Genomic DNA, 26,077 nt, shown 5'->3' with positions numbered 1-26,077 from the left:
AGGTGGGCGACGGCCCGGGTGATCAGGTGCGGGCGGGGGTCGGGGTGGGGTGGTGCTCGGTGGTCGCGCTGTCGGGGCGGATCACCGCGAGGGACACCGCGGCCGCGCCGAGGGCGCCGATGATGGCGAACGCGTAGAAGCCCCATGGGTAGGCGAGCCCGGCCGACAGCAGGGAGCCGCCGAGCAGGGGGCCGCAGATCGCGCCGATGCGTCCGACCCCGGCCACGGCGCCGAGCCCGGTCGCGCGGCTCGCCACCGGGTAGGCCCGGCTGACGGCGGCGTAGACCAGGACCTGCGCGCTGAAGACGAAGCAGCCCGCGAGGAAGACCGCCGTGTACAGGCCGACGCTGGGCAGTTTGACGCTGAGCAGCGCCAGGAACACCGCCGCGGCGCCGAACCAGCCGATCGTGGCCGGACGGACGCCCCTGCGGTCGGCCACGTACCCGGCGAACAGCAGACCGGCGACGGCGCCGAGGTTCAGCGTGAGCAGCAGGCCCAACGCGGCGCCGAGCGGGTAACCGGCCTGCCGCATGATCTCCGGCAGCCAGGTGTTCAGGCCGTACACCAGCAGCAGCCCCATGAAGGAGGCCACCCAGAACGCCAGCGTCGTGCGCAGCAGGCCGTCCCTGAACAGGGCGCGCACCGTGACGGCGGTGGTCGCCTTCGCGTCGCCGGACGTGCGGGCGGCCAGGAACGAGGTGGACTCGGGCAGGTATCGCACCATGAGCGGCACCAGCACCAGCGCGGGGAGGGCACCGATCACGAACATCGCGCGCCAGCCCAGCGACGGGATGACCGCCATGCCCAGCAGGGCGGTGAGGACGGCTCCGACGTGGTAGCCGGTCATGATCGTCGTGGTGGCGCTGCTGCTGCGTCCCCGCCGGGCGTGCTCGCCGACCAGTGTGATCGCGGTGGGCAGGCAGCCGCCCAGCCCGAGACCGGCCAGGAAGCGCAGCAGGCCGAACACCGTGGCCGACGGCGCGGCCGCGCACAGGACGGTGAACACGGAGAAGGCGATCACGGAGGCGATCAGTGCCTTGCGGCGGCCGACGATGTCGGTGATCGCGCCGATCGTCAGCGCGCCGATGGTCATGCCGACCAGCCCCACCGTGGTCACCGCCGACGCGGTGCCCGGGGTCAGGTCCCAGACGTGCTCGCGCAGGAGCACGGGCAGGACGGTGCCGAGCACCACCAGGTCGAAGCCGTCCAGGAGCACGGCCGCCCAGCAGAGCGGCAGCGCCCAGGAACGGGCGGGGTGGGACGGGGACGCCATGAGCGACCTCCTGTGAACTGCATCACGGAACGGGGTGGCGTCCATACTCTCCGCAGGTCAGCGCGTCGCCGCGGATCGTCTTCCAGTGGGTGGAAGGGCTCTGGAAACGATCAGTGGGAACGCGGTTGCCGCAGGTCAGCAGCCGAGCACGTCGGCGAGGTGGTCGAAGCCGGTCACGGCGAGATCGCTGGTGACGTCGGCCGCGCGGTCCGCCGTGCGGACGGGGCCCTTCTCCAGCGGCCGTTCGAGGAACGCGGTGGCGAGTCCGGCCTGGCGGGCCCCGTCGATGTCCCACTTGTGCGCGGCGACCATGAGGACCTGCGCGGGATCGACGTCGAGCAGGTCCGTGGCCGTGAGATAGGCCCGCGCGGCGGGCTTGTAAGCCCGGGCGAGCTCGGCCGACAGGATGCAGTCGAACGGCAGTCCCGCGGCCTTGACGAGGGTGGTGAGCAGCGCGAACCCCCCGTTGGACAACGCGGCCAGCACATAGCGTCGCCGCAGCCGCGTCAGACCCTCTACGGCGTCGTCCCAGGCGGGCAGACGGTGCCAGGCGTGGACCAGCCGGCGACGCGCGGCGTCCGGGAACGCGTCCGCGACGCCGTGGACGTCGAGCAGTTCGTCCAGCGATTCGCGGTGCAGGGTGTCGAGGTAGGCCCAGTCGCGCTCGTGCCGGTTGACGCGTTCCATGGACGGCAGATAGCGGTCACGCCATTCGTCGGCGAAGGCGCCGGCGTCCAGCTCGACACCGTGTTCGGCGGCCGTCCGGGCGACCTCCCGGGCGACTCCGGTGCGCCAGTCGACGGTCGTGCCGAAGATGTCGCAGGCCACCACTCGAATCGAAGCAGCGTCAACGCCGGTCATCCGCACCTCGCTCGTCGAGCTCCGGGCCTTCCATCATTACCTGACTCCCGCGTCCTCGCACGGGTGCTCTTCCGGTCACGACTGAGCGGGCTTGTTTACGGGAGGCGGGGCCGCTCTCAGGCGTCCTGCAGGAGAGGGGCTGGTTCGGTTTCGCCGTCCGGTGCGTGGGCCGGTTCGCGGAGCCGGCGGGCCGCCTGGACGCCCAGGCTGGTGTCGATGTGCTCGCGCATGACCGCGGCGGCGCCCTCGGCGTCACCGCCGATGACGCAGTCCAGCAGCGCCTGGTGCTCGGCCGCCTTCTTGTCACGTGCGGCCTGGCCGCGTTCGACCTCCAGCGCGAGCCGCCGGTAGCGGTCGGCCTTGTCCCACAGCCCGTCGAGGGTGGTGATGAGCAGGTCGTTGTGGGAGGCGCGGTAGATCGCGGCGTGGAAGCGGCGGTGCGCGACCAGTTGTTCGACCGTCGGCTTGCCGGGCAGGGGGCGCAGGCCGTGGGCGGACTCGCGCAGGACGCGGATGTCGTCCTTGGTGCGGCGTTCGGCGGCCAGCGCGGCCGCCAGCGGGTCCAGCGAACGCCGGATCTCCAGCAGGTCCCGGGCCTCCTCCGCGGTCAGCGGCGTCACCCGGGCGTCCCGGTGGGCGTCCAGGTCCACCAGGCCGTCGCTCTTGAGCCGGCGCAGCGCCTCGCGCAGCGGGGTGGTGCTGATGCCGATGTCGCGCGCCAGTTTCGCCTGGGCGATGACCGACCCCGGGGGGAGCTCGCCCGACAGGATCCGCTCCCGGACCTGTACGTAGGCGAACTCGGCCTTGGTCATGGGCTCCGTCGGCTGGCTCATGGGCCCCCCATCGCGTAGGTCACCGTTATAGCCTACACCACCGCCGTTGTCCGAACGCTCGTGTCGGGTGGTCGACTCTGCCTAGGAGCGTGGGCAAAACGCCTGGTCCGGTCGTATCGACGGGGAGGGGTGGCGGAGAAATTCTCGCTCCGAGGGTTGACGTCATAGGTTATAACGAAGCAGAGTGGCCGCCGTCACAAGAGACGGGTCCGCCCTGACCGAGGAGGGAAACCCCCATGCCTGCTTCGTCGATCCGGTGGCCGCTGCGCCCCGGGGGCCGCCTGGGGCGGCCCCGCCGTACCCGCCTGGCGCTGAGTCTGGGAGCCGCGGTCTCGGCCATGGGGCTGCTGGCCGCCTGCGGGGGCGGGGAGGCGCAGCCGGCCAACGTCGTGGCGACCGGGCAGGCGCCCTCCTACTACCCGGCGGACTACGGCCAGGTCATCGAGGCGTCCAGGCGGGAGGGCGGGACGCTCAACATCTACTCCAACACCGACCAGGAGAACTGGGCGCCGATCTTCCGCGACTTCCGGCGGAAGTACCCGTGGGTCACCAAGATCTCCGCCAACAACCTCGACAGCGACGAGGTGTTCCAGCGGGTGCTCAGCGAGCAGGCCACCAGCGGGTCGCCCGCCGACGTGCTGGTCTCCAACGCCGCCCAGGGGTGGGCGGAGTTCGCCGCCAAGGCCGGCGCGCTGATGCCGTACAAGTCACCGGAGGTGGAGAAGCTCCCCGACTTCGCCACCCTGCTGCCGAACGTCCACGCGATGTCGATCGATCCCCTGGGCGTCGCCTACAACAGCTCGCTGCTGCCCAAGGAGCCCACGAGCATCCAGGCCCTGGCCGACCTGGTGGCCGGCGACCAGGGCAAGTACCGCAACAAGATCACCACCCGGGACGTGGACGGGGCGTTCGGCTTCTCCGTCTCGCACGCCTTCACCGCCGCCCGCCCCGGCGCCTGGACGTCCCTGCAGCGGATCCTGCCGCTGGCCCGCCCCGAGACCTCCTCGGGCACCCAGCTGGAGAAGATCATCTCGGGCGAGTACCACGCCGGGTTCTTCATCAGCGCCGCCCCCGCCTACCCGATGATCGAGAACAGCGGCGGCCTGCTGAAGCTGGCCTTCCCCAAGGACGGGACGGTGGTGCTGCCCCGGGGCATCGGCATGAACGCCAAGGCGCCGCACCCGGCCACCGCCAAGCTGTTCACCGACTTCGTGCTGTCGGAGGAGGGCTAGCGGGCCGTCGCCGAGGGCGGCCTCACCTCCTACCGGGAGGGCGTGGAGGCCCGCGAGGACCGGCACACCTACCAGGACCTCGTCCGCCAGGTCGGCGAGGGGAACCTCGTGTTCGTCAAGTACGCCCGCGTGCCCGGCGACCAGGTCAAGGCGTTCGTGTCCCGGTGGAACGGCCTGCTCGGGCACTGACCCGGGCGAAGGGAACGCATCTCGATGACAACGATGATCGAACCGCCGCGCGCGGCCGGCCCGCCCACCGGCGGCGCGGTGCCCGACGCGCCCCGCTACCGCATGAAGAAGTTCGCCGCCACCACGGTGCTGCACGACATCGACCTGACGATCAGGGACGGGGAGTTCTTCACCCTCCTCGGGCCCAGCGGCTGCGGCAAGTCCACCACCCTGTCGTGCGTCGCGGGGCTGGAGCGGCCCACCACCGGCAGCATCGCCGTCGGCGACCGGACGATGGTGGACACCGCCGCCCGCACGTTCGTCCCGCCCGAGGGACGCAACCTGGGGATGGTGTTCCAGTCGTATGCGCTGTGGCCGCACATGACGGTCGCCCAGAACCTGGCGCTGCCGCTGCGGATCCGCAAGGTCGACAGGCGGCGGCAGGCCACGCTGATCGGCGAGGCACTGGACAAGGTCGGCCTGGCCGGCATGCGCGACCGCTACCCGCACCAGCTTTCGGGCGGGCAGCAGCAGCGGGTGGCGCTGGCCCGCGCGCTGGTCTACTCGCCGACGGTGCTGCTGCTCGACGAGCCTCTGTCCAACCTGGACGCCCAGTTGCGCGAGCAGGCCCGCGCCTGGCTCAAGCGCCTCCAGGAGGAGCTGGGCATCACCACCGTCTACGTGACCCACGACCAGGAGGAGGCGCTGGCGCTCAGCGACCGCATCGCCGTGATGTCCGAAGGCCACCTGGTGCAGGTCGGCAGCCCCACCGAGATCTACCAGGAACCGGCGACCGCCGGGGTGGCCGCGTTCGTCGGGCGCTGCAACTTCCTGACCGGGAAGGTCGCGGCGGCCACCGCGTCCGGGGCCGAGGTCGTCCTGGACTGCAACGGCCAGAAGGTGCGGACCCGCGCCGCGGACGTCAGCGCAGGGCAGCACGTCACCGTCGCCGTCCGCCCCGAGCGCGTGAAGGTGCTGACCTCCGGCCGGACGGCGCCGCCGGACGCCAACGTCCTCACCGGCACCGTGCTGTCCAGCTCCTACGTCGGCGCGCGCTTCGAGTACGACGTGCGCCTCGGCGACCAGGCCGTGCAGGTCGCCACCGGCCGTCCCGGCCTGACCGGCGAGATCACCCTCGCCGTCGACCCCGCGGTCTGCCTGCTGTACCCGACCACCGACGTCGTGTCTCCCGACGTCGAGGCCCTCACCACCGTTTCCGGCTGACACCCGAGTCCGGCTGACACGAAGGACACCACCACTGTGACCACCGACACCTACCGTCTCGGCGTCCTGCCGGGCGACGGCATCGGACCCGAGATCGTCCCCGCGGCCGTGCAGGTCGTGGACGCCGCGCTCGCCGCCGCCGGCGCCGGGGCCGTGGAATGGATCGAGCTGCCGCTGGGACGCGCGGCCATCGACGAGCACGGCGACGCCGTCCCCGCCGCGACCCTGGAGACGCTGGCGGAACTGGACGGCTGGCTGCTGGGGCCGCACGACAGCGCCGCCTACCCCGAGCCGCACCGCTCCAGGCTCAACCCCAGCGGCACCATCCGCAAGCATTTCGACCTGTTCGCCAACATCCGCCCCGCCAAGGCGCTCGACGACGCCGACGCCATCGTGCCGGGCACCGACCTGGTGATCGTCCGCGAGAACACCCAGGGCTTCTACGCCGACCGCAGCACCTACAAGGGCACCGGCGAGTTCATGCCGTCCCCGGACGTGGCGATCGCGATGGGCATCATCACCCGCCCGGCGGTCGAACGCATCGCCCGCCAGGCGTTCGAGCTGGCGCGCCGGCGCCGCGGCAAGGTCACCATCGTGCACAAGGCCAACGTCCTCAGGCTCACCACCGGCCTGTTCCGCGACGTGTGCCGGGAGGTGGCCGCCGGCTACCCCGACGTGACCGTGGACGACTACCACATCGACGCGATGACCGTGCACCTGCTGCGCCGCGCCGCCGACTTCGACGTGGTGGTCACCGAGAACATGTTCGGCGACATCCTGTCCGACCTGGCGGGGGAGATCGCCGGGTCGCTGGGCATCGCACCGTCGATCAACGCCTCGCACGAGCGCGCCATGGCCCAGGCGGCGCACGGTTCGGCCCCCGACATCGCCGGGCAGGACAAGGCCAACCCCACCGCGATGATCCTGTCGGCCGCGATGCTGCTGGAGTGGCTCGGCGGCCGCCACGACGACGAGGCGCTGCGGACCGCCGCCGCCCTGGTCGAGCAGGGGGTGGCGGCGACCGTGCGGGCCGGCACCAAGACCCCCGACATGGGCGGCACCACCGGGACCCGCGAGTTCGCCCAGTCGGTCGCGGCGACCATCAAGCGGCTGTGATGTCAGCGGAGCGGACCTCGTTCACGGTGGCGGTCGTCAACGCGACCCCTGCCTCGATGGCCCCGGCCACGCGGGGCCTGCGGGACGGCTTCCCGGAGGCGCGGCCCTGGCACCTGCTGGACGACCGGCTGGTGACCGATGCCGACGCCGCCGGCGGCATGACACCCGCGCTGCGCCGCCGCATGCTCGCCCTGATCGACTACGCCGTCCGCGGCGGCGCGGACGCCGTCCTGCTGTCGTGTTCGATGTACGGGCCGGTCGTGGACGTGGCGCGCGGGCTGTACCCGGTGCCGGTGACCGGCTCGGACGAGGCGATGTTCGGCGACGTCGCCGCCCGGCGGCCGCGCCGGGTGGCGGTGCTCGGCTCGCTGGACTCGGCCGTCGCCGACTCGGTGCGGCGCCTTGAGGCCGTGCTCGCCCGCACCACCGGGCCGCCGGGGGCGGCGCCGACCCGGGTGGTGGGCGTGACCGCCGCCGGAGCGGCCGACGCGGCGTCCGCGGGCGACCATGACCGGCTGCTGGAGGCCCTCACCGCCGCGGCCGACGCCCACGCCGGGACGGTGGACGCGTTCGTGATCGGCCAGTACTCGCTGACCCCCGTGCACTCCACGCTGGCCGGGCGGCTGCCGGTCCCCGTGCTCAGCCCGCCGCTCATGGCCGCGCGGGCACTGCGGCACCGGCTGCTCACTCCGGCGGCGGCGTCATGACCATCGCGTCGCGACGGGGGCCGCTGCTCGGGTGCGTCGCCGACGACTACACCGGCGGCACCGACGTCGCCGCCGCGCTGCGGCGGGCGGGGCTGCGCACCGCGCTGCTGTTCGGACGACCGGACGCGGACGCGCCGCCGCCGGAGTGCGACGCGGTCGTGGTGGCGTTGAAGACGCGGACGGCGCCGGTCGCCGAGGCGGTGTCCGCGTCGCTGGCCGTGCGGGAGTGGCTGACCGGTCACGGCGTGCCCCGGCTGTACGTCAAGTACTGCTCGACGTTCGACTCCACCGACGAGGGCAACATCGGCCCGATCGTCGACGCCGTGCTGGACGCCGCCGGGACGGCCCAGACGGTGGTGTGCCCTGCCGCCCCCGAGCACGGCCGCACCGTCTACCAGGGACATCTGTTCGTCGGTGACCGGCTGCTGTCGCAGTCGCCGATGCGGCACCATCCGCTGACCCCGATGACCGACCCCGACCTGGTGGCCGTGCTGTCCCGGCAGACCCCGCATCCCGTCGGCCTGCTGCCGCTGCGGACGGTCCGGCGGGGCGGGGCCGCCGTCCGCGCCGCCCTGGACGAGCTGGGACGGCGGGGCGTCCGCCATGTCGTGGCCGACGCGACCTGCGACGAGGATCTGACCGCCCTGGCCGCCGGAACCGCGCACCTGCCGGTCGTCACCGGTGCCGCCGGGCTGGCCCGCGCGGTGGGGCACCTGCTCACCGGGGCGGGCGCCGCCGAGCGGGAGGAGACGCCGCCGCTGCCGCGCGGGCCGGGCATCGTGCTCAGCGGCAGTTGCTCCGCCGCCACGCTCGCGCAGGTCGAGCACGCCCGCGAGGTGTTCCCGTCCTACCGGCTCGACCCAGACGGCGCCCCCGACGAGCTGGCCGCCGGAGTACGCGCATGGCTGGACGCCCACGCCGGGCGCGGCCCCGTCATGGTGTACTCCTCGGCCGCGCCGGGGGGGCGCGGCGACGCCCGCGCCGGCGAGGTGCTGGAACAGGCGCTGGCCGAGGCCGCCCGGCACGCGGTGGGCCTGGGCGTCCGCCGGATCGTCGTGGCCGGGGGAGAGACCTCCGGCGCGGTCGTCCGGGGCCTGGGGATCGGCTCGGTCATCGTGACCGGCGAGGCCGACCGCGGCGTGCCCTGGTGCCTGACGACCGGCGAACTCCGCCTCGCGCTGCTGCTCAAGTCCGGCAACTTCGGCCGCAACGACCTGTTCGTCCGGGCCATGGAGGAGACCGAATGATCGGTGAAGAGATCGTCACGCTGGGCGCGTCGTTGTTCGCGCGGAGGCTGACCCACGGCCGCACCGGCAACCTCAGCGTCCGCGTGGACGAGGGGTTCCTCGTCACCCCGACCGGCGGGTCGCTGGCGTCGCTGAGCGCCGAGGACCTGGCGCTGGTCGGGCTCGACGGAACCCACCTGTCCGGCCCGCGCCCGTCCAAGGAGGCGTTCCTGCACGCCGCCGTGTACCGGGCCCGGCCCGGCGCGGGCGCCGTGATCCACCTGCACAGCACCTACTCGGTCGCCGTGTCGTGTCACGCCGAGGTCGATCCCGACGACGCGCTGCCGCCGCTGACCGCCTACTACGCCATGAGGGTGGGACGGCTGCCGCTGCTGCCCTACCACGCCCCCGGCGACACCGCGCTGGAGCCGCTCGCCGAACGCACGGCCGCCACCGCCCACGCCTTCCTGCTGGCCAACCACGGCCCGGTGGTCGCCGGCGCCGACCTGGCCGCCGCCGCAGACACCATCGAGGAACTGGAGGAGACCGCCCGCCTGTGGCTGCTGCTGCGCGACCAGCCCACCCGGCCGCTGACCCCCGAGCAGGTGGCCGGCCTGCACGCCCGGCACGGCACGCCCGCCGGGAGCCGCCGATGACCGTCCCCGTCCGTGACCTGGTGGAGCTGGGCAGCCGCATCCTCACCTCGGTCGGCGTCCCGCACGACGACGCCGCCCTGGTCGCCGACAGCCTGGTCACCGCCGACATGTGGGGCCACCCGTCCCACGGCATGCTGCGGCTCGGCTGGTACGTCGAGCGCATCCGCTCCGGAGCGATGCGGCCGGTGACCGAGGTGGCGACCGTCGTCGACGCCGGGGCCGTCGCGGTGCTGGACGGCCGGGACGGCGTCGGCCAGGTCGTCACCGCCCGCGCGGCCCACGACGCCGTGCGCCGCGCCGGCGGACACGGCGTCGGCGCGGTCGCCGTCCGCGACAGCAACCACTTCGGCACCGCCGCCTACTTCACGCGGATGATGGCGGACGAGGGCTGCGTCGCGATCCTCACCACCAACGGCAGCCCCGCCATGGCGCCCTGGGGCGGGCGGGCCAAGACGGTCGGCGCGAACCCCTGGTCGATCGCCGTGCCCGGCGGTGTCGTTCTCGACATCGCCAACACCACGGTCGCCCGCGGCAAGATCTACGCGGCCCTGGAACGCGGCGAGACCCTGCCGGACGGCTGGGCCATCGGACCCGACGGCGCCCCGGCCACCGACCCGCGGACCGCCCTCGACGGCCTGGTGCTGCCCATGGCCGGTCACAAGGGCTACGGCATCTCCTTCATGATGGACGTGCTGTCGGGCGTCCTGACCGGCAGCTCCTACGCCACCGGCGTCACCGGCCCCTACGTGCCCGACCGGCGCAGCGGCTGCGGCCATCTGCTGATCGCCCTGCGGGTGGACGCGTTCATGGACCGGCAGGAGTTCGACCGGCGGCTCCACGACCTCATCGACCTGACCAAGGCCGTCCCGCGCGCCCCCGGCGTCGACGAGATCTTCTACCCGGGCGAGATCGAGGACCGCAACGCCGAGGCCGCCGCACGGCACGGGGTCGCGCTGCCCGCCAAGACCCGCCGCGACCTGGACCGCCTGGCCCGCTCGTGCGGCATCGACGCGGCCGGCATGCTCGGCCTGCCCGATCCGCGGGAGGCCGAGCCCCGATGTTCGTCGTGATCGTCACGCTCCGGGTCCGGCCCGGCAGGCTCGACGAGTTCCTTGCCGGTATCCAGGCCAACGCGCGAGCCAGCCGCCGCGAACCCGGATGCCTGCGGTTCGACGTGCTGCGCACGGCCGAAGACCCGTACGAGTTCGTCCTGTACGAGATCTACCGCGACGAGGCGGCGTTCTACCGGGAGCACCGCTCCGCCCCGCACTACGCGGCCTGGAAGGCCGTGGCCGCCGAGTGCCTGGCGGAAGGCGGGCACGTCAACAGATTCTGCGCACCGGCGTTCCCCGACGGCATCCCCGACGGCCCCCGCTCCCACTGATCGTCCACGACCCGACAACCACCAGGAGAGGCAGGCAGACCATGAGCTCCGCCCCCACCGCAACGGCCGCGTCCGCGCACGACGCGTTCGGCACCCGCGCGACGCTGCGCGTGGGGGACCGGCGGCTGCTCATCCACCGCGTCGCCGACCTCGCCCCCGCGCACCTGCCGTACAGCCTGAAGATCGTGCTGGAGAACCTGCTGCGCCACCAGGACGGCGCCGCCTCCGCCTCCGCCGTCCGGGCGCTCGCGGAGTGGCGACCGGACCGGGCCGCGTCGCAGGTGCTGGAGCTGCGGCCCGCCCGGGTCTTCCTGCACGACACCAACGGCGTGCCGGCCCTGGTCGACCTGGCCGCCATGCGGGACGCCATGGTCGCCCTGGGCGGCGACCCGTCCCACGTCAACCCGCTGATCCCGGCCGAACTGGTGGTGGACCACTCGGTGATCGCCGAGGTGTTCGGCCGGCCGGACGCCCTGGCCCGCAACACCGAACTCGAATACGAACGCAACCGCGAGCGCTACCGGTTCCTCAAATGGGGACAGAAGTCGCTGCGGAACTTCACCGTCGTCCCGCCGGGCACGGGCATCATGCACCAGGTCAACGTCGAGCACCTGGCGCGCGTGGTGATGGTGCGGGACGGGTGGGCGTTCCCCGACGTCTGCCTGGGCACCGACTCGCACACCACCATGGTCAACGGGCTGGGCGTCCTGGGCTGGGGCATCGGCGGCATCGAGGCCGAGGCCGCGATGCTCGGGCAGTCGATCGCCATGCCGCTGCCCGCCGTCGTGGGCGTCCGGCTGCACGGACAGCTGCCGCCCGGCGCCACCGCCACCGACCTGGTGCTGACGATCACCGAGCTGCTGCGCGGGCACGGCGTGGTCGCCAAGTTCGTGGAGTTCCACGGCCCGGGGGTCACCGCGCTGCCCGTCGCCGACCGCGTCACCATCTCCAACATGAGCCCCGAGTACGGCTCGACCTGCGCCCTGTTCCCCATCGACGAGGAGACCCTTCGCTACCTGCGCTTCACCGGCCGCGACGCCGACCAGGTCGCCCTTGTGGAGGCGTACGCCAAGGAGCAGGGGATGTGGCACGACGCCTCGGCGCGGATCGCCTTCACCGAGGAGGTCGAGCTGGACCTGTCCACGGTCGTCCCGTCCGTCGCCGGGCCGCGCCGCCCGCAGGACAGGGTGCCGCTCACCGCCGCCAAGTCCTCGTTCCGGGCTTCGCTGCCCGGCTCGGCGGACGCGGCGGCCGGCGTGCCGGTGGTGCTGGACGGGACCGAACACCGCCTCGGCCACGGCACCGTCGCCCTCGCCGCGATCACCTCCTGCACCAACACCTCCAACCCCGCCGTGATGGTGGCGGCCGGACTGCTGGCCAGGAACGCCGTCGCCAGGGGCCTGACCAGGCGGCCCTGGGTCAAGACCACCCTGTCCCCGGGGTCCAGGGTCGTCATGGACTACTACGCCAAGGCCGATCTCACCCGCCACATGGAGGCGCTCGGCTTCCACCTCACCGGGTTCGGCTGCATGACCTGTATCGGCGCGTCCGGGTCACTGGTGGACGAGGTCTCCCGGGCGGTCCGCGAACACGGCCTCACCGTGGCCGCCGTGCTGTCGGGCAACCGCAACTTCGAGGGACGCGTCCAGCCGGAGGTCGCGATGAACTACCTGGCGTCCCCTCCGCTCGTCGTCGCCTACGCCATCGCCGGGACGATGGACGTCGACCTGCTCACCGAGCCGCTCGGCGTCGGCTCCGACGGCCGGCCCGTCCACCTGCGCGACATCTGGCCCGCCGACGCCGAGATCCGCGACGTCGTCGCGTCGTCGCTCGAACCGGCGATGTTCGCCCGCCGCTACGCCGACGTCTTCGGCGGCGACGACCGGTGGCGGCGCCTGGACGCGCCGGAGTCGGAGACCTTCCCCTGGGACGAGGCGTCCACCTACATCCGCCGCCCGCCCTACCTGGACGGCCTGACGTCCCGGCCGCGCCCCGCCGAGGACATCGTCGGCGCCCGCATCCTGGTCAAACTGGGCGACTCGGTGACCACCGACCACATGTCACCGCCGGGAGCCATCCCTCCCGGCAGCCCGGCCGGCCGGCACCTGACCCGGCTCGGCGTCACCCCCGACCGGTTCAACACCTACGCCTCGCGCCGCGGCAACCACGAGGTCATGATGCGCGGCGCCTTCGCCAACGTCCGGCTGCGCAACCAGGTCGCCCCCGGCACCGAGGGCGGCCTCACCCGCGACTTCCTGGACGGCGGCAGGGTCACGTCCATCTTCGAAGCGGCCCTGTCCTACCGGGACGCGGGCGTCCCCACGGTGGTCGTCGCCGGAGCCGCCTACGGCACCGGATCGTCCCGTGACTGGGCCGCCAAGGGCCCCGCCCTGCTCGGCGTCAAGGCGGTCATCGCCGAGTCCTACGAGCGCATCCACCGCTCCAACCTGGTCGGCATGGGCATTCTGCCGCTGCAGTTCCCACCCGGCCAGGGCGCTGACGAACTCGGCCTGACCGGCGAGGAGACCGTCACCGTCACGGGCCTGTCCGCCCTCAACGACGGCGTCGTGCCCCCGCACGTCACCGTCCACGCCGGAGACGTCACGTTCCAGGCGCGGGTACGGCTCGACACCCCCCGCGAGGTCGAGCACTACCTCCACGGCGGCGTCATGCCCTACGTGCTGCGTGCGCTGGCCTCGCCACCCGCCCCCGGCGGCTCGTGACCGCACCCGCGCGCCTGCGGCTTGACCTTCGAGCCGGGTCGAAGGTCTAGCGTCGGGACATGACGACGATGCGGATATCCCAGCTGGCCGCACGGACCGGTGTCCCGGCCACCACGTTGCGGCTCTACGAGTCCGCGGGGCTGCTGCCGGCCGACCGCACACCCGCGGGATACCGCGTCTACGGGCAGGACGCCGTCGAGCGGCTGGCGTTCATCGGCGTGGCCAAGGACCTGGGCCTGCCGCTGGAGGAGATCGCCGAACTGCTGCGGGTGTGGGGGCTGCTGTCCGCGCTGTTCACCGTCACCTGAAGCCGGGGTTGGACCCCGGGGGCCGGAAGGGTCAATCCACAATTCCGACTGGCATGGTCCGGAAAGCGGTATGCTGGTCGCCATGCGTCCCGGACTTCCTCTCTGGTCGCGCCTGCACATCGACTTCCGGCGGCAGGCAAGCGACCTGTGTCGCCGCGCCGTGCGTTGAGCCGAGCCGAAGCGACGAGGAAAGGGATTCAGAGCAGATGACCGTGAGCACGACCGCGCCCGCCGCGAACAAGCTGGCCGAGATGGCCGGCGCCCTGGCCGCCGCCCCGGGCGACTGGCTGTGGCGCGTGCGGCTCAACCCCGACGGGCGCTGGTACGAGCGTCTGCACCAGGACGAGGAGCACGAGGTCTGGCTGATCAGCTGGCTGCCCGGCCAGGCCACCGGCCTGCACGACCACGGCGGCTCGCGCGGCGCGTTCGCCGTCGCGCTGGGCGAGCTGGAGGAGGACGACCTGGGCGGCACGCGGCAGGTCGGAACCGGGCAGACCCGCGCGTTCGGCCCCGACTACATCCATGACGTGCGCAACACCTCGACGGCGCCCGCCGTGAGCGTGCACGTGTACTCGCCGCCGCTGTCGGTGATGAACCGCTACGAGCGCACCGACTCCGGTCTGGTGCGGCTGGCCGAGGAGAGCGCCGAGCAGTGGTGACCCGGAAGGAACTCGGGCTCGGGGAGAGCCTCGGCACGGGTACCGGCCGTCACCGCGAGGGCGAGCCTTCCTGAAGTCCTGATGCGGCGGGGCGAGCCGTGCTCCCCACGGCGGTCGTGCGCAGGCGCCAGCGGCCGGAGCCGTCGGTGCTGACCTGGAGCAGCGTCCACGGTTGCAGGTCGATCGGCTCATCGCCGCCGGTGGCGGCCGGTGCGAGCCCTTCGGCGAGACGGTGGACGGCGAAGGCGCCCTCCCCCAGGAAGGACGTCTCCAGCCGCGCCGAGGGGCCGGTGTAGAGCAGCACCGCCGGGTGGGCGCCCTGCACGGAATCGTCGAACGTGTGGACGTGGTCCGCTCCCGGCCCTTCCAGCAGGTCCGGGGTGCCCGGTATCTGCCGCAGCGGCAGGATCTCGATGTTCCAGTCGCCGTCCGCGCGCAGTTCCAGGACGGCTCCGGACGGGACGGCGAACGAGCAGAGGGAAGCGAGGGCGGCCGGCTCCGGTCCCCGCCGCTCGGCGGGGACGACCTGACCCAGGCTGTGGCGAAGGGCGAGATCGGAGCCGCGCAGGAGCATCTCCCCGACCTCCCGGCCGCCTCCGGTGAGGATGCCGATTCCCGGCGGCCCCTCGTACCTGACGACGTCGGATCCGCGGCCGGAGATCGTCCGGTCGAACGCGCGGGCCGTTTCCGGGCCGCCGAGCGTGACCGTCCAGGCGCCCGCCGCAGCCGCGTCTCGTCGTCGACGACGAGCCGGGCGGCGGACGCGCCACGGGGGACCGACGCCAGCGGCGCCCCCTGGCGCAGGCCGCTGCGGCCTGCGAGGACGCGGACGCGGGGAGCGCCGTCGTTGCTGATCTCGGCGAGCACGGGCTGCGGAGACGTCCCCTTGATCGTGAGGGACTGGTCGCCGGTTCCGTTGTGGACGGCGTGCCTGCCCCGCAGGAAATGGTCGGCCGGTTCGAATCCCGGCCGGCGGGGCGACGTCTCCGGAACGCCCAGCCAGCGCTGGAGGTCGCCGGCGACCCGTTCCGGGTCGCGGACGCGCAGGGAGATCCGGCGGTACTGCTCGCCGCGCCGCGGCAGGAGAGGGCGGTCGGCCAGGCGCCGGTCCAGGCCCCGATGCGGGAGCCAGAGCCAGTTGCCCCATCTGCGGCGCCGTCCGGGCAGGCGCACGCCGGTGCGGAGCAGGAGGTCGAGGTTGAGCGGTTCCCGGAACGGCGTCAGTTCGGCATGCCCGCCGACGCCCAGGTGGCCGCCGGGGTCGTCGCCGGTGGGACGCACGGCGGCGACGTCCTCACGCCGGATCCGCGCCGCCTTCCACAGCAGCACGCTGTCACGGATGACGATCTCGTCGCCGAGCACCCGCAGCCTCGGCCGCAGCAGCATCCGGCCGATCTGCGCCGCCAGCGTGGCCGGCAGCAACAGCACGACGACGAGCCACAGGCCGATCAGGCGCGTCTCGAAATCGGCGGGGGTGTCGTCCAGCAACAGCCCGACGCACGCGCCGACGGAGACGATCGCCACCAGCAGCACGAACGGATAGGCGATCGCCCAGGCGAGCGTTCGCAGCGGCGCTCGCACGATCTTCACCGGCACCGCGGACGGGCCCCGGGCGCTCCAGCCCCAGCGGTCCGGGGTGAGCAGGTCGCGGGCCCACGCGCGCACGGTGCCCGCCGCATCACCCTCAACGCACGAAGGGGGACGTGGATCACACCATGATCGCATACCGAGGTTTCGTCGTATTTACGTAACTACGTATAATGTCGTCATGGATCTGGAGCGGCGTGTCGCCGAGCTGGAGCGGCGGGTGGCGGCACTGGAGTCGGGGGACACGGGGCATCCCGGGCAGCGGCCCGGCGCCGAACCCGAGCCGGAGGACGGCACCTTCTGGGCGCTGGAGCAGCTGAAGGCCCGGCTGGACCGGATGGACGGAGCGGACGACGGCGGCGTGCTGTTCACCGGGGCGGTCCGCGTGCCCACCGGCGAACGGTACGAGTGGCAGTACGGGCTGACCGTCGGCGAGCTCATGGACGCCGACTGGTCCGAGGCCGCCGAGTCGTTCGCGGCGCTCGGGCACCCGGTGCGGATGCGCCTGCTGCGCGAGATCCTCGGCGGCCGGGGCGCCGTCGCGGAGCTGGCGGCGCTGGAGGACCTCGGCACGACCGGCCAGATCTACCACCACCTGCGGCAGCTCACGTCCGCCGGCTGGCTGCACACCGCGGCGCGCGGCCGCTACCGGGTCCCGCCGAAACGGGTCGTCCCGCTTCTGGTGGCCCTGGCCGCGGCCCAGCCGTGACGACGAGGACGACGATCGGAGGACCCGTGCGCAAGGCGATCAAGACCCTGATGGTGACCGGCCGGCTGGCCTGGCTGGCGTTCCTCGTCCAGCTGGTCGCGGGCTTCTTCGCCGACCTGCCGATGGTGTGGGGCTGGGCGGCGATCGGCGTCGCCCTGGGCGCGCGGTTCCTGGCCGTCCGGCTGGCGGCCGCCGGCCCTTCCCGGCCGCCGGAGGAACCCGTCGAGGTGGATCCGCCGGTCGCCGGACGCTGGACGGCGCTCAACAGCCCGGCCAGCAAGGTGCCCAGCCACGGCACGCGCGCCTACGGGCAGGCGTACGCGATCGACATCGTGGCCGACCCGCAGGACCGTCCCCGTCCGCGTTTCGCCTGGTCATGGCCGCCGGTGCGGCGCAACGCCGCCTTTCCCGCCTTCGGGGAACCGCTGCTGGCGTGCGCGGACGCCACCGTCGTGCGCGTCTCCGGCGGGCAGCGCGACCACCTCAGCCGCAACTCCCTCCCGGCACTGCTGTACATGTTCGTGGAGAGCTGCTTCCGCGAGCTGGGCGCCCCCGCGTTCCTGCTTGGCAACCACGTCGTCCTGGACCTGGGCGACGGGACGTTCGCCGTCTACGCGCATCTGCGGCGCGGCTCGCCGACGGTCCGGCCGGGCGACCGGGTACGGGCCGGGCAGCACATCGCCGACTGCGGGAACTCCGGCAACTCCACCGAGCCGCACCTGCACTTCCAGCTCATGGACGGCCCGGACCCGGATACCGCGCGCGCCGTGCCCTTCACCTGGCGGGCGGTGGGCGTCCCCGCCAACGGCGAGACCTTCTCGGTGCCCGCGCCGGACGACCGGGTGGAGGAGGGCCGGCCGTACCGGGCGTAGCCGCCGATGCCGTCGAAGGCGGGCATGACGGACGGCGGAGCGCGACGCCGTGATCGCGGAATGATCCCGGGGGCCGCTAGGTTGGGGGCGTGGTTCAGCCGTACGAGCAGCACGGGCCGGGGCCGGGCGACCGCCTCGGCCAGATGGGGCAACCGGTGCCGATGGGCCAGGGAGGCCCGGTGGGCCCGCAGGGGCCGATGGGTCAGGTGAACGCGCCGGGCGGCGCGGAGGCGTCCCGTCCGTCGTGGTTCAAGGACCTGTTCAACGGGGTCGGCTACCTGTTCCGGGGGCTGGCGTGGGTGGCGCGGCACCCCGCGCAGTGGCTGTTCGGGCTGATCCCGGCGCTGATCGTGCTCGTGGTGTACGCGGCGGCGCTGGGCGCGCTGGCGTGGAACCTGGGCGACCTGGCCGGGTGGGTGACGCCGTTCGCCGACGGATGGGCATCCGGGCTGCGGGACGCCACGCGGGTCGTCGCCGGTCTGGCGATCTTCGGGGCGGCGCTGTTCCTGGCGGTGGTGACGTTCACCGCGGTGACGCTGCTGGTGGGCGACCCGTTCTACGAGAGCATCGCGGTGAAGGTGGAGGACTCGCAGGGCGGCGCCCCGCCGGAGCCGGACGTCCCGCTGCTCACCCAGATCGGGCGGGCGATCGGCGACACGCTCGTGCTGGGCCTGGTGGCCCTGCTGTTCGCCGTGCTCTTCTTCGCCTGCGGGTTCCTGCCCGTCATCGGCCAGACCGTCGTGCCCGTGGTGGCGGCCTGCGTGTCGGGCTACCTGCTGGCCGGTGAGCTGACCTCCGTCGCGTTGGAACGCCGCGGCCTGCTGCGGCGGGACCGCTTCGCGGTGCTGCGCCGGTACCGGCCGCTGGTCGTCGGGTTCGGCGCGGCGACGTTCGTCACGTTCCTCGTGCCGCTGGCGGCGGTGGTGATGATGCCCGCCGCCGTGGCGGGCGCCACACTGATGGTGCGGGAACGGCTGATTGTTTCCTGAGTGTGACTGGTGGCCGGAGTGCCCTCAGTGATCTTCGCGTAACGTGTGCCGCATGTCCGATCAGGGGGAGCGCGACACGCGCTGGACCGAGATGAGCGACGGTAGCGAGAGGGGAGAGCGCTCGGGCGCCACGCCGCCGGAGGCCGAGGACGTCAAGGTCGCGCCCGTTCCGTCCGCCAGGGCCGCCACCGCCGAGCCCTCCACCGCCGAGCCCGTGACCGCCGGGTCCGGCGACCGGGCCGGGCAGCCCGCGCAGCCGGCGGACGAGGAGCACGCCGACCGGGGCGACCGGTGGGAGGGCGAGCTGTTCGACGGCTCCGGGCCGGACGCGGACGGCGCCGCCGATCCGCGGTACCAGGCGCCGACGTCGGGCGCCGGGACCCCCGCCAAGCCGGGCCGCCCCAGCAGCGGCAACTGGCAGATGCCCGAGTGGATGGCCGACGAGGCGGCCGCCGACGCCAAGCTGAACGGCCCCGTCAGGCCCGACGGCGACGAGGAGGGCGGCCGGTCGAAGCTGGCGCTGTACGGCGGCGTCGGGCTGCTCGTCCTCGGGCTGCTGGCGGCGGGCACCGTCTACTACGTCAAGCAGCGCGGCGGCGATTCCGACTCGGGCTCCGGCAAGGAGAAGGGGGCGACGACGCGCGGCGTCCAGGCGCCCGCGGTGTCGATGCCCGCCGACCGGCCGCTGCGCCGCTTCCCCGGGCAGCCCAGCAAGGTGCTGGCGCAGGTCACCGACGTCCACTCGGGCCTGTCGTACCCGCGGCTGGCGCGGCCCTGGCAGGTGCCGGCCAAGCGGAGCAAGCTGGCGGTGTCCGGTTGGTCGGGTCAGCAGATCCTCGTCACCGAACGCGACGGCGGGCGGATCTGGTACGGGCAGCTGCTCACCGGCACGCTCAGCCCGGCGCTGCGCGGCTCCTACGACGGGCCGGAGAGCGTCCGGTCGGTGGCAGCGCTGGCCGCCAAGAACTTCGAGACCACGTACTACCAGTTCCCGCACAGGACGGCGCCGCTGGCGTCGCAGGCGCTGCCGGTGGGCGGCCGCCGGGGCTGGCTGGTCGCCTCGTACCTGACCTACAAGCGGGCCGGGGTGCGCGCGACCGGCGAGGTGGTCGCGACCGCCGTGATCGACACCGGCAAGCCCGCACCGGCGGTGGTGTTCGTGTCGCTGCCGAACACGCACCGCAAGATGTGGCCGGACGTCAACCGGTTCCTGTCCGGGTTGAAGCCCGCGCCCCGCACCGGCACCGCCTGAGCGGCGCCGCCGGGCCCGCCCGCCCTGTTCGTTTCCCTGGGGGCGATCTCTCTCTCGGCAACCGAATATCGTTCTACTAGGCTGTGCCGCACGCCGAGGAGAGGGGCCGGGCATGGCGATCGGGCTGACCGAGGAACACGAGCGGCTGGCGGAGGCGGTCCGCGGCTTCGCCGGGCGGCACGTCACGTCGCGGGCCGTGCGGGACGCCGACGACGGCGGGTTCCGCGCGGCGCTCGTCGCGCAGGGGCTGCCGGGGCTGCACCTTCCCGAACGGTACGGCGGCCAGGGCTTCGGCCTGCTCGAACAGGCCGTCGCGCTGGAGGAGCTCGGCCGGGCCCTCACCCCGGGCGCGTACCTGCCGACCGTCCTGGCCTCCGCCGTCATCGACGCGGCCGGGTCCGAGGCGCTCAAGGCCGAGCTGCTGCCGGGGCTGGCGGACGGCTCGCGCACCGGCTGCGTGGCGCTCGGCGGGCTCGGCGGACCGCCGGTGCTGGGCGCGGCGGCCGCCGACGTGTTCGTCGTGCCGGTCGGGGACCGCTGGGCCGTCGTCGACCGCGGCCGGGTCGAGGTGACGGAACTGGAGTCGCTTGATCTGACGCGTCCCGTCGCCGCGGTCACGACAGCCGGCGCGCTCGCCGCCGTGCCGGAGGAACGCCTGCTCGCCCCGGATGTGGACGTGCACGCCATCGCCGTCGTCCTGCTGGGCGCCGAGGCGTGCGGCGTGGCGGGACGGGCGCTGGACGACGCCGTCGCCTACGCCAAGACCCGAGAGCAGTTCGGCCGCCCCATCGGGCAGTTCCAGGGCGTCAAGCACAGGTGCGCACGGATGCTGATCGCCGTCGAACGCGCCCGCGCCGCCGTGTGGGACGCCGCCCGCGCGCTGGCCGGCGCCGACGCGCCCGAGCAGCGCCGCTACGCGGTCGCCGTGGCCGACGCGCTGGCCGCCGACGCCGCCGTGTCGTGCGCCGAGGGCAACATCCAGGTGCACGGCGGCATCGGCTACACCTTCGAGCACGACGCGCACCTGATCTACCGGCGGGCGCTGACGCTGCGCGCGCTGCTCGGACGGGCGAGCGCGGCCCGGGCGCGGGTCGCGGAGCTGGCGGTCGCGGGCGTGCGCCGCCCGGTCGACGTCGACCTGCCCGAGGAGGAGGCCGGGCCGCTGCGCGCGCGGATCCGGCCGCGGGTCGCCGAGATGGCCGCGATGGACGTCCCGCGGCAGCGGGCGGCGATGGCCGAGGGCGGCTGGGTGACCCCGCATCTGCCGAAACCCTGGGGCCGCGACGCCGGGCCCGTCGAGCAGATCGTCATCCGGCAGGAGCTGGCGGCGGCGGGCGTGCGGCCGGTGCCGCTGATGATCGCGGCGTGGGTGGTGCCGTCGCTGGTCCAGTACGGCACGCCCGGCCAGCGCGAGCGGTTCCTGCCGCCGACGCTGCGCGGCGAGATCGTCTGGTGCCAGCTTTTCAGCGAGCCGGGCGCGGGCTCGGACCTGGCCGCGCTGTCCACGCGCGCCGAGAAGGTCGAGGGCGGCTGGCGGATCACCGGGCAGAAGGTGTGGACGTCGCTGGCGCGGGACGCGCAGTGGGGCATCTGCCTGGCCCGCAGCCACCCGGACCGGCCCAAGCACGACGGCCTCACCTACTTCCTGGTCGACATGGCGTCCGAGGGCGTCGACATCCGGCCGCTGCGCGAGTGCACCGGCGACGCCGTCTTCAACGAGGTGTTCCTGGACGGCGTGTTCGTCCCCGACGAGCTGGTGGTCGGCGAGCCGGGGGAGGGCTGGCGGGTCGCCCGCAACACCCTGGCCAACGAGCGGGTCGGGCTGACCAGCACCTTCCAGCTCGGCGGCGACCTGCCCGGCCTGGTGCGGATGGCCCGCGAGCTGGGCCTGGCCGACGACCCGGTGGTGCGCGACGAACTGGGGCGGCTGGCCTGCGACGAGCACGCGTTCGCGCTGCTGGGGCTGCGCGCCACCCTCAAGCAGATCTCGGGCACGGACCCGGGCGCGACCGCCAACGTCCGCAAGCTCGTGGCGATGGAGCACGGGCAGCGCGTCACCGAGTACGGCTTCACGCTGCTGGGCGAGGAGGGCGCCCTGACCGGCGACTGGAGGTCCGACCTGCGCCGCCGCTGGACCCGGCACCTGCTGGCGTCCCGCGCGATGACCATCGGCGGCGGCACGACCGAGGTCAACCTGAACGTCATCGGCGAACGCATCCTCGGCCTTCCCCGCGGCTGAGCGGACGGACATTTCACAACGGTTCGCGCTAGCGTCGGACGTCTGATGACAGCGGGGGGACGGACCTGGCGGGCGGGGTGGCCCGTGCCCGCACTGACCGGGCTGGGGCTCGGGCTGCTCGTGCTCGGCCCGGGGCTCGCACCCGGGTTCGTGCTGTCGTACGACATGGTGTTCGTGCCCGACCCCGGGTTCACGTCGATGACGTTCGGAGTGACCGGGACGGTGCCCCGGCACGTCCCCAGCGACGCGTTCGTCACGGCGCTCGCCACGGTGCTTCCGGGGGGCGTGGCACAGAAACTCGTCCTGCTCGCCGTTTTCGTGATGGCGTGCGTGGCGGCGGCGTCGCTCGTCCCCTCGTCGCGGACGCTGCCGAGGCTGGCGGCCGGGATGTGCTACGCCTGGAACCCGTTCGTGGCCGAACGTCTGCTGCTGGGGCAGTGGGCGTTGTTGCTGGGGTACGCGGCGCTTCCCTGGGTGGTGGCAGCGGCGGCGGACGCGGACGCGCGGGGCGGCGGGCGTCGTCTCGTACGCGCGTTGCTGCCCGCGGCGATTGGCGGATTCGCCGCGTTGACCGTATCCGGCATCACCGCGTTGGTCGTGGCGTCGGCGCGGCGGCGTGGCGCGGGGGTGCGGCGGGTCGTCCTGGCGCTGGCCGTGCTGAGCCTGCCCTGGCTCATCCCGGGACTGCTGCGCGCCGGGGGTGTGCCCGGGGACGGCAGCGCGGTGGAGGCGTTCGCGGCGCGCGCGGACACCCCGTTCGGGACGCTCGGCAGCCTGCTGCTGCTGGGCGGCGTCTGGAACGGCGAAACCGTGCCCACCGCGTACGGGAACGTCGTCACCGCAGGGCTGTGGCTGGCCGTCGTGCTGGTGGCGTTGTTCGCCTACGGGCGGTGGTGCGCGAGCGCGGATGCCCCCTGGAAACGTGGTCTGACGGGGGCGGCGGCCGTCGGGTACGTGGTGGCCGCTCTGGGGGCTGTGGCGGCGCCCGTGCTGGAGGGGCTGATCGGGCTGTGGTCCGGGTTCGCGGTGTTCCGGGACGGGCAGCAGTATGTGGCGCCCCTGGCCGTCGTCGTCGCCGTGGGGCTGGGCGTGGCCGCCGACCGGGCCGCGCAAGCGCGCTTGGGCGTGGTCACGGGCTGCGCGGTGCTCGCCCCCGTGGTGCTGCTGCCGTCGTTGGCGTGGGGGGCGGCCGGGCATCTGCGCGCCGTCCACTACCCGGCCGACTGGGCGCGGGCACGCGACATCGTCCACGCCGACAAAGAGCCTGGGGCGGTGCTGCTGCTTCCCTGGGCCGCCTACCGGAGCCCGGAGTGGAACCACGGACGGCGCGTCCTGGACCCGCTGCCCCGCTACCTGCACCGCAGGGTCATCGTCAACGACGCCGTGACCGTGGACGGCACCACCGTCGCGCCCGAGGACCCGCGCGCGGTCCGCCTCGACCCGCTGATCAGATCGGGTGCCCCGCTGACCGAGGCGCTGCGCCGCGAAGGAGTCCGCTACGTCGCCGTCGACGACCCCGCGAACGCCCGCGCCGGAGCAGAACGGCTGGCCGGCGCCGAGGTCGTGCTCGACGGCCCTGACCTCGTCCTGTACCGCATCCAGGGGGCGGCGGACGTGCGGGACGCGCGGGTTCCGGCCGCGGCCGTCGCGGGCGCCTGGATCGTCACGAGTATCGCGATCGTCTGGTCATGTCTGGGCGCAGCCATTACTCTGGGCACCCCGCTACTCGGCCGTAACCCCCGTCGAAGGGTCGACTGATGCGCATCGCGATCTCCGCTCTGGTCGGCGTTCTGCTCGCAGCCGGTGCCTCGTTCGGCGCGGTGCAGCTGGCCAGCGCCTCCCAGAAGGACCCGGTCATCAAGCCGCTCTACAACTACGGCTCCCGCTGACCGCGGCGCGACCGCGGTCCGCCGTCCGGAGGCCCCATGGCCGCCCCCACCCCCGGCCCCGCCGTCCTTGAGATCGTCGTCCCGGCCTACAACGAGGCCGAGCGGCTTCCGGCGGGGCTGTCGCGGCTGTGCGCCGAGCTCGCCGCCCTGCCCCTCGCCGCGGGCGTCCTCGTCGTCGACAACGCCAGCACCGACGCCACCGCCGCCATCGTGCGCGGCTGGGACGGGCCCGTCCCGGTCCGGCTGCTGTCGTGCGAGCGGCGCGGCAAGGGCGCGGCCGTGCGCGCCGGGATGCTCGCCACGCGCGCGCCCTACGTGGGGTTCTGCGACGCCGACATGGCCACGGAACTGTCGGCGCTGCGCCGCGTGCTGGCGCTGCTGAGCGCGGGACGGCCGGTGGTCGTGGGGTCGCGGCGCCACCCGGAGTCGGTCGTCGACGGGTACGGGCAGCCGCTGCGCCGCCTGGGCGCCGTCACGTTCAACCGGCTCGTCCGCGACCTGGCGGACGGCGTGGCCGACACCCAGTGCGGCTTCAAGTTCTTCGCCGGCCCGCTGGCGCGCGCGGCCGCGGCCGACCTGCGCACGACCGGCTTCGCGTTCGACGTCGAGCTGCTCGCGCACTGCGTGCGGCGCGGCGCGTCGATCACCGACATCCCGGTGGTGTGGCACGACCGTCCGGGCAGCACGTTCTCGGTGCGCCGCCACTCGGTGGAATGCCTGCGCGACCTGCTCCGGATCCGGACGGGCCCGGCGGCGCGCTCCCGCCCGGGCCGGGTCAGGCTGCCGGTGCCCGTCGCGCGGGCGGAGGGCGCCCCGCTGCCGACCGTCTCGGGCGCCGGACGCGGATGAGGGCCGATCTGGACGGCCTGCGGCTGGCGGTCGTCAACTGGCGCGATCCCTGGCATCCGGCGGCCGGCGGCGCCGAACGGTACGCCTGGGAACTGGCGCGGCGGCTGGCCGCACGCGGCGCCCACGTCCGCTACGTGACGTGCCGCGCCCGGGGGCAGCGCCGCCGCGAGGCGGTCGAGGGCGTGCGGTTCGTGCGGATGGGCGGCCGGTTCACCGTCTACCCGCTGGTGCTGGCGTGGACGGCGGCGCGGCGCCGGTCCCTCGACGCGGTGATCGACTGCCAGAACGGCATCCCTTTCTTCACCCCGTGGGCGCTGCCCCGCCGCGTCCCGGTGTTCTGCGTGGTGCACCACGTGCACGACGCCCAGTTCGGTCTGTACTTCCCGGGGTGGCTGGCGCGGTTCGGCCGGTTCCTGGAGGGGCCGGTCAGCCGGTGGACGTACCGTCGGCACGCGTTCGTGGTCGTGTCGCCGTCCACCTTGCGCGCGGTGCGGGACCGGCTGGGCTGGGACGGGGCGACGTATGTCGTCCCCAACGGCGCCGCCACCCCTGCCCCCACGCCGCCCGACGGCCTGCCCGAGCGCGGCGACCCCGAGCTGGTGTGCGTGACGCGGCTCGTCCCGCACAAACGGACGCATCGCCTGCTCGACATGGCGGAACACCTGGCCGCAGCCCATCCCGGCCTACGCCTCCACATCATGGGCGACGGGCCCGAGCTGGCGGCCCTCACCGCCGAGGTCGCCGCCCGGGGGCTCAACGACACGGTGACGTTGCACGGCTACGTACCGGAGGACGTGAAGGCGGCTCTGGTGGCGCGCGCCGACCTGCATCTGAGCGCGTCCCAGGGCGAGGGGTGGGGGCTGAGCGTCATCGAGGCCGCGGCGCACGGCGTGCCCACGGTCGCCTACGACGTCGACGGCCTGCGTGACGCGGTACGCGACGGCGTCACCGGCTGGCTGGCCGCCCCCGACGAGCCGTTGGCAGACACCGTCGAACGCGCGCTCAAGGAGCTGGACGACCCGTCACGGCGAGAGCAGCTCGTCGGCGCGTGCCGCCACTGGGCGGGCGAATTCGACTGGGCGCGCACCACCGACCGGATGGCCCGCCTGGTGACCGCGGCAGTCCGCGCGGGGACGGCGGCCACCGAAGACAAGCGCGCGCTTGTCGTCGCCCACGACGATGCCGTGCAGGTCGTCGAGGGGCCCGTCCGCGACATGCTCCTGGCCGAACACGGCGGCACGGTACGGGTGCTGCGGACGGCGACCCCACTGGAACGCCTCCTCGGCCACCCAGAGGACGGTTCTCCCTGACGACTTCGCCG

26 protein-coding genes are annotated in these 26,077 nt (G+C 73.8%); 22 read left to right on the top strand and 4 right to left on the bottom strand.

Features of this window, described 5'->3' with window-relative positions; genetic code table 11:
* Positions 1–22 precede the first annotated feature (22 nt).
* The 3 genes from ABZ801_RS30085 to ABZ801_RS30075 form a co-directional block, all read right to left on the bottom strand.
* Positions 23–1,273, bottom strand: a complete 1,251-nt coding sequence (locus ABZ801_RS30085; RefSeq protein ID WP_344954480.1) for an aromatic acid/H+ symport family MFS transporter — start codon at positions 1,271–1,273, stop codon at positions 23–25.
* 135 nt (positions 1,274–1,408) lie between these two features.
* A complete protein-coding gene (locus ABZ801_RS30080; protein WP_360704132.1) occupies positions 1,409–2,134 on the bottom strand; it encodes a haloacid dehalogenase type II in 726 nt (241 codons plus the stop codon).
* Positions 2,135–2,250: 116 nt separating this feature from the next.
* On the bottom strand, positions 2,251–2,967 hold the full coding sequence (locus ABZ801_RS30075; RefSeq protein WP_344954484.1) for a GntR family transcriptional regulator: 717 nt from the start codon (positions 2,965–2,967) through the stop codon (positions 2,251–2,253).
* Positions 2,968–3,203: 236 nt separating this feature from the next.
* On the opposite strand from ABZ801_RS30075, the gene ABZ801_RS30070 reads away from it, so the two are divergent.
* From ABZ801_RS30070 to ABZ801_RS30015, 12 genes are all read left to right on the top strand, one after another.
* The gene (locus ABZ801_RS30070) at positions 3,204–4,199 is read left to right on the top strand and encodes an extracellular solute-binding protein (RefSeq protein WP_360704129.1); all 996 of its coding nucleotides are present in this window, start codon (positions 3,204–3,206) and stop codon (positions 4,197–4,199) included.
* Between the two features lie 42 nt (positions 4,200–4,241).
* A complete protein-coding gene (locus ABZ801_RS30065) occupies positions 4,242–4,388 on the top strand; it encodes a hypothetical protein (RefSeq protein WP_360704126.1) in 147 nt (48 codons plus the stop codon).
* A gap of 24 nt (positions 4,389–4,412) precedes the next feature.
* On the top strand, positions 4,413–5,591 hold the full coding sequence (locus ABZ801_RS30060) for an ABC transporter ATP-binding protein (RefSeq protein ID WP_360704123.1): 1,179 nt from the start codon (positions 4,413–4,415) through the stop codon (positions 5,589–5,591).
* A 36-nt stretch (positions 5,592–5,627) separates the two neighbouring features.
* Positions 5,628–6,707 carry an isocitrate/isopropylmalate dehydrogenase family protein gene (locus ABZ801_RS30055; protein WP_360704120.1) on the top strand — a complete coding sequence of 360 codons (1,080 nt, stop codon included), beginning with the start codon at positions 5,628–5,630 and terminating at the stop codon, positions 6,705–6,707.
* Positions 6,707–7,414 carry an aspartate/glutamate racemase family protein gene (locus tag ABZ801_RS30050; RefSeq protein ID WP_360704117.1) on the top strand — a complete coding sequence of 236 codons (708 nt, stop codon included), beginning with the start codon at positions 6,707–6,709 and terminating at the stop codon, positions 7,412–7,414. The genes ABZ801_RS30055 and ABZ801_RS30050 overlap by 1 nt, the downstream gene beginning before the upstream one ends.
* Positions 7,411–8,661, top strand: coding sequence for a 3-oxo-tetronate kinase (gene otnK / locus ABZ801_RS30045; protein ID WP_360704114.1), 1,251 nt, complete (start codon positions 7,411–7,413; stop codon positions 8,659–8,661). Before ABZ801_RS30050 ends, otnK begins: the two co-directional genes overlap by 4 nt.
* On the top strand, positions 8,658–9,296 hold the full coding sequence (otnC, locus tag ABZ801_RS30040) for a 3-oxo-tetronate 4-phosphate decarboxylase (RefSeq protein WP_360704111.1): 639 nt from the start codon (positions 8,658–8,660) through the stop codon (positions 9,294–9,296). Before otnK ends, otnC begins: the two co-directional genes overlap by 4 nt.
* On the top strand, positions 9,293–10,366 hold the full coding sequence (locus ABZ801_RS30035) for an Ldh family oxidoreductase (RefSeq protein WP_360704108.1): 1,074 nt from the start codon (positions 9,293–9,295) through the stop codon (positions 10,364–10,366). Before otnC ends, ABZ801_RS30035 begins: the two co-directional genes overlap by 4 nt.
* Positions 10,354–10,680 (top strand): putative quinol monooxygenase, encoded by a 327-nt coding sequence (locus ABZ801_RS30030; protein WP_360704105.1) that lies wholly within the window; start codon positions 10,354–10,356, stop codon positions 10,678–10,680. Before ABZ801_RS30035 ends, ABZ801_RS30030 begins: the two co-directional genes overlap by 13 nt.
* A 41-nt stretch (positions 10,681–10,721) precedes the next feature.
* Positions 10,722–13,403, top strand: a complete 2,682-nt coding sequence (gene acnA / locus ABZ801_RS30025; RefSeq protein WP_360704102.1) for an aconitate hydratase AcnA — start codon at positions 10,722–10,724, stop codon at positions 13,401–13,403.
* Positions 13,404–13,462: 59 nt separating this feature from the next.
* On the top strand, positions 13,463–13,711 hold the full coding sequence (locus ABZ801_RS30020) for a MerR family transcriptional regulator (RefSeq protein WP_360704099.1): 249 nt from the start codon (positions 13,463–13,465) through the stop codon (positions 13,709–13,711).
* A gap of 206 nt (positions 13,712–13,917) precedes the next feature.
* The gene (locus ABZ801_RS30015) at positions 13,918–14,370 is read left to right on the top strand and encodes a cysteine dioxygenase family protein (RefSeq protein ID WP_344954510.1); all 453 of its coding nucleotides are present in this window, start codon (positions 13,918–13,920) and stop codon (positions 14,368–14,370) included.
* A gap of 49 nt (positions 14,371–14,419) precedes the next feature.
* Here the strand turns inward: ABZ801_RS30015 and ABZ801_RS30010 are convergent, their stop codons facing one another.
* A complete protein-coding gene (locus tag ABZ801_RS30010; RefSeq protein ID WP_360704096.1) occupies positions 14,420–14,944 on the bottom strand; it encodes a hypothetical protein in 525 nt (174 codons plus the stop codon).
* Between the two features lie 353 nt (positions 14,945–15,297).
* On the opposite strand from ABZ801_RS30010, the gene ABZ801_RS30005 reads away from it, so the two are divergent.
* The 10 genes from ABZ801_RS30005 to ABZ801_RS29960 all read left to right on the top strand — a co-directional run bounded on the left by ABZ801_RS30005 (position 15,298) and on the right by ABZ801_RS29960 (position 26,066).
* Positions 15,298–16,089, top strand: a complete 792-nt coding sequence (locus ABZ801_RS30005) for a hypothetical protein (protein WP_360704093.1) — start codon at positions 15,298–15,300, stop codon at positions 16,087–16,089.
* A 49-nt stretch (positions 16,090–16,138) separates the two neighbouring features.
* Entirely contained in the window at positions 16,139–16,666 is a 528-nt protein-coding gene (locus ABZ801_RS30000) for a helix-turn-helix domain-containing protein (RefSeq protein ID WP_360704090.1), read from the top strand.
* Between the two features lie 26 nt (positions 16,667–16,692).
* Entirely contained in the window at positions 16,693–17,538 is an 846-nt protein-coding gene (locus ABZ801_RS29995) for a M23 family metallopeptidase (RefSeq protein ID WP_360704087.1), read from the top strand.
* An 89-nt stretch (positions 17,539–17,627) separates the two neighbouring features.
* Complete coding sequence (locus ABZ801_RS29990; RefSeq protein WP_360704085.1) at positions 17,628–18,527, top strand: EI24 domain-containing protein; 900 nt, start codon at positions 17,628–17,630, stop codon at positions 18,525–18,527.
* 52 nt (positions 18,528–18,579) lie between these two features.
* The gene (locus ABZ801_RS29985; protein ID WP_360704082.1) at positions 18,580–19,779 is read left to right on the top strand and encodes a hypothetical protein; all 1,200 of its coding nucleotides are present in this window, start codon (positions 18,580–18,582) and stop codon (positions 19,777–19,779) included.
* A gap of 112 nt (positions 19,780–19,891) precedes the next feature.
* On the top strand, positions 19,892–22,018 hold the full coding sequence (locus tag ABZ801_RS29980; protein ID WP_360704079.1) for an acyl-CoA dehydrogenase: 2,127 nt from the start codon (positions 19,892–19,894) through the stop codon (positions 22,016–22,018).
* Between the two features lie 84 nt (positions 22,019–22,102).
* Entirely contained in the window at positions 22,103–23,776 is a 1,674-nt protein-coding gene (locus tag ABZ801_RS29975) for a hypothetical protein (protein ID WP_360704076.1), read from the top strand.
* Positions 23,776–23,907: a hypothetical protein gene (locus ABZ801_RS29970; protein WP_344954525.1), complete on the top strand. Its 132-nt coding sequence runs from the start codon at positions 23,776–23,778 to the stop codon at positions 23,905–23,907. Before ABZ801_RS29975 ends, ABZ801_RS29970 begins: the two co-directional genes overlap by 1 nt.
* 36 nt (positions 23,908–23,943) lie before the next feature.
* Positions 23,944–24,756 carry a glycosyltransferase gene (locus ABZ801_RS29965; protein WP_344954527.1) on the top strand — a complete coding sequence of 271 codons (813 nt, stop codon included), beginning with the start codon at positions 23,944–23,946 and terminating at the stop codon, positions 24,754–24,756.
* Complete coding sequence (locus ABZ801_RS29960; protein WP_360704072.1) at positions 24,753–26,066, top strand: glycosyltransferase family 4 protein; 1,314 nt, start codon at positions 24,753–24,755, stop codon at positions 26,064–26,066. Before ABZ801_RS29965 ends, ABZ801_RS29960 begins: the two co-directional genes overlap by 4 nt.
* Positions 26,067–26,077: the final 11 nt, after the last annotated feature.

Source organism: Actinomadura sp. NPDC047616, assembly GCF_040642915.1.
In the GTDB taxonomy this organism is placed as follows: Bacteria; Actinomycetota; Actinomycetes; order Streptosporangiales; family Streptosporangiaceae; genus Spirillospora; species Spirillospora miaoliensis.
Note: the sequence above shows the minus strand (reverse complement) of the source record. Positions and strands in the feature narration are given on the sequence as shown.

What these genes read in the sequence shown, in the direction of transcription:
- ABZ801_RS30060 (WP_360704123.1), top strand. Translation starts at nt 4,413, where the DNA reads ATGACAACGATGATCGAACCGCCGCGCGCGGCCGGCCCGCCCACCGGC.
- ABZ801_RS30035 (WP_360704108.1), top strand. Translation starts at nt 9,293, where the DNA reads ATGACCGTCCCCGTCCGTGACCTGGTGGAGCTGGGCAGCCGCATCCTC.
- ABZ801_RS30030 (WP_360704105.1), top strand. Translation starts at nt 10,354, where the DNA reads ATGTTCGTCGTGATCGTCACGCTCCGGGTCCGGCCCGGCAGGCTCGAC.
- otnK (WP_360704114.1), top strand. Translation starts at nt 7,411, where the DNA reads ATGACCATCGCGTCGCGACGGGGGCCGCTGCTCGGGTGCGTCGCCGAC.
- ABZ801_RS30050 (WP_360704117.1), top strand. Translation starts at nt 6,707, where the DNA reads ATGTCAGCGGAGCGGACCTCGTTCACGGTGGCGGTCGTCAACGCGACC.
- ABZ801_RS30020 (WP_360704099.1), top strand. Translation starts at nt 13,463, where the DNA reads ATGACGACGATGCGGATATCCCAGCTGGCCGCACGGACCGGTGTCCCG.
- ABZ801_RS30000 (WP_360704090.1), top strand. Translation starts at nt 16,139, where the DNA reads ATGGATCTGGAGCGGCGTGTCGCCGAGCTGGAGCGGCGGGTGGCGGCA.
- ABZ801_RS30080 (WP_360704132.1), bottom strand. Translation starts at nt 2,134, where the DNA reads ATGACCGGCGTTGACGCTGCTTCGATTCGAGTGGTGGCCTGCGACATC.
- ABZ801_RS29960 (WP_360704072.1), top strand. Translation starts at nt 24,753, where the DNA reads ATGAGGGCCGATCTGGACGGCCTGCGGCTGGCGGTCGTCAACTGGCGC.
- ABZ801_RS29980 (WP_360704079.1), top strand. Translation starts at nt 19,892, where the DNA reads ATGGCGATCGGGCTGACCGAGGAACACGAGCGGCTGGCGGAGGCGGTC.
- ABZ801_RS29965 (WP_344954527.1), top strand. Translation starts at nt 23,944, where the DNA reads ATGGCCGCCCCCACCCCCGGCCCCGCCGTCCTTGAGATCGTCGTCCCG.
- ABZ801_RS30075 (WP_344954484.1), bottom strand. Translation starts at nt 2,967, where the DNA reads ATGAGCCAGCCGACGGAGCCCATGACCAAGGCCGAGTTCGCCTACGTA.
- ABZ801_RS29970 (WP_344954525.1), top strand. Translation starts at nt 23,776, where the DNA reads ATGCGCATCGCGATCTCCGCTCTGGTCGGCGTTCTGCTCGCAGCCGGT.
- otnC (WP_360704111.1), top strand. Translation starts at nt 8,658, where the DNA reads ATGATCGGTGAAGAGATCGTCACGCTGGGCGCGTCGTTGTTCGCGCGG.
- acnA (WP_360704102.1), top strand. Translation starts at nt 10,722, where the DNA reads ATGAGCTCCGCCCCCACCGCAACGGCCGCGTCCGCGCACGACGCGTTC.
- ABZ801_RS30070 (WP_360704129.1), top strand. Translation starts at nt 3,204, where the DNA reads ATGCCTGCTTCGTCGATCCGGTGGCCGCTGCGCCCCGGGGGCCGCCTG.
- ABZ801_RS30085 (WP_344954480.1), bottom strand. Translation starts at nt 1,273, where the DNA reads ATGGCGTCCCCGTCCCACCCCGCCCGTTCCTGGGCGCTGCCGCTCTGC.
- ABZ801_RS30010 (WP_360704096.1), bottom strand. Translation starts at nt 14,944, where the DNA reads ATGCTCCTGCGCGGCTCCGATCTCGCCCTTCGCCACAGCCTGGGTCAG.
- ABZ801_RS30015 (WP_344954510.1), top strand. Translation starts at nt 13,918, where the DNA reads ATGACCGTGAGCACGACCGCGCCCGCCGCGAACAAGCTGGCCGAGATG.
- ABZ801_RS29985 (WP_360704082.1), top strand. Translation starts at nt 18,580, where the DNA reads ATGTCCGATCAGGGGGAGCGCGACACGCGCTGGACCGAGATGAGCGAC.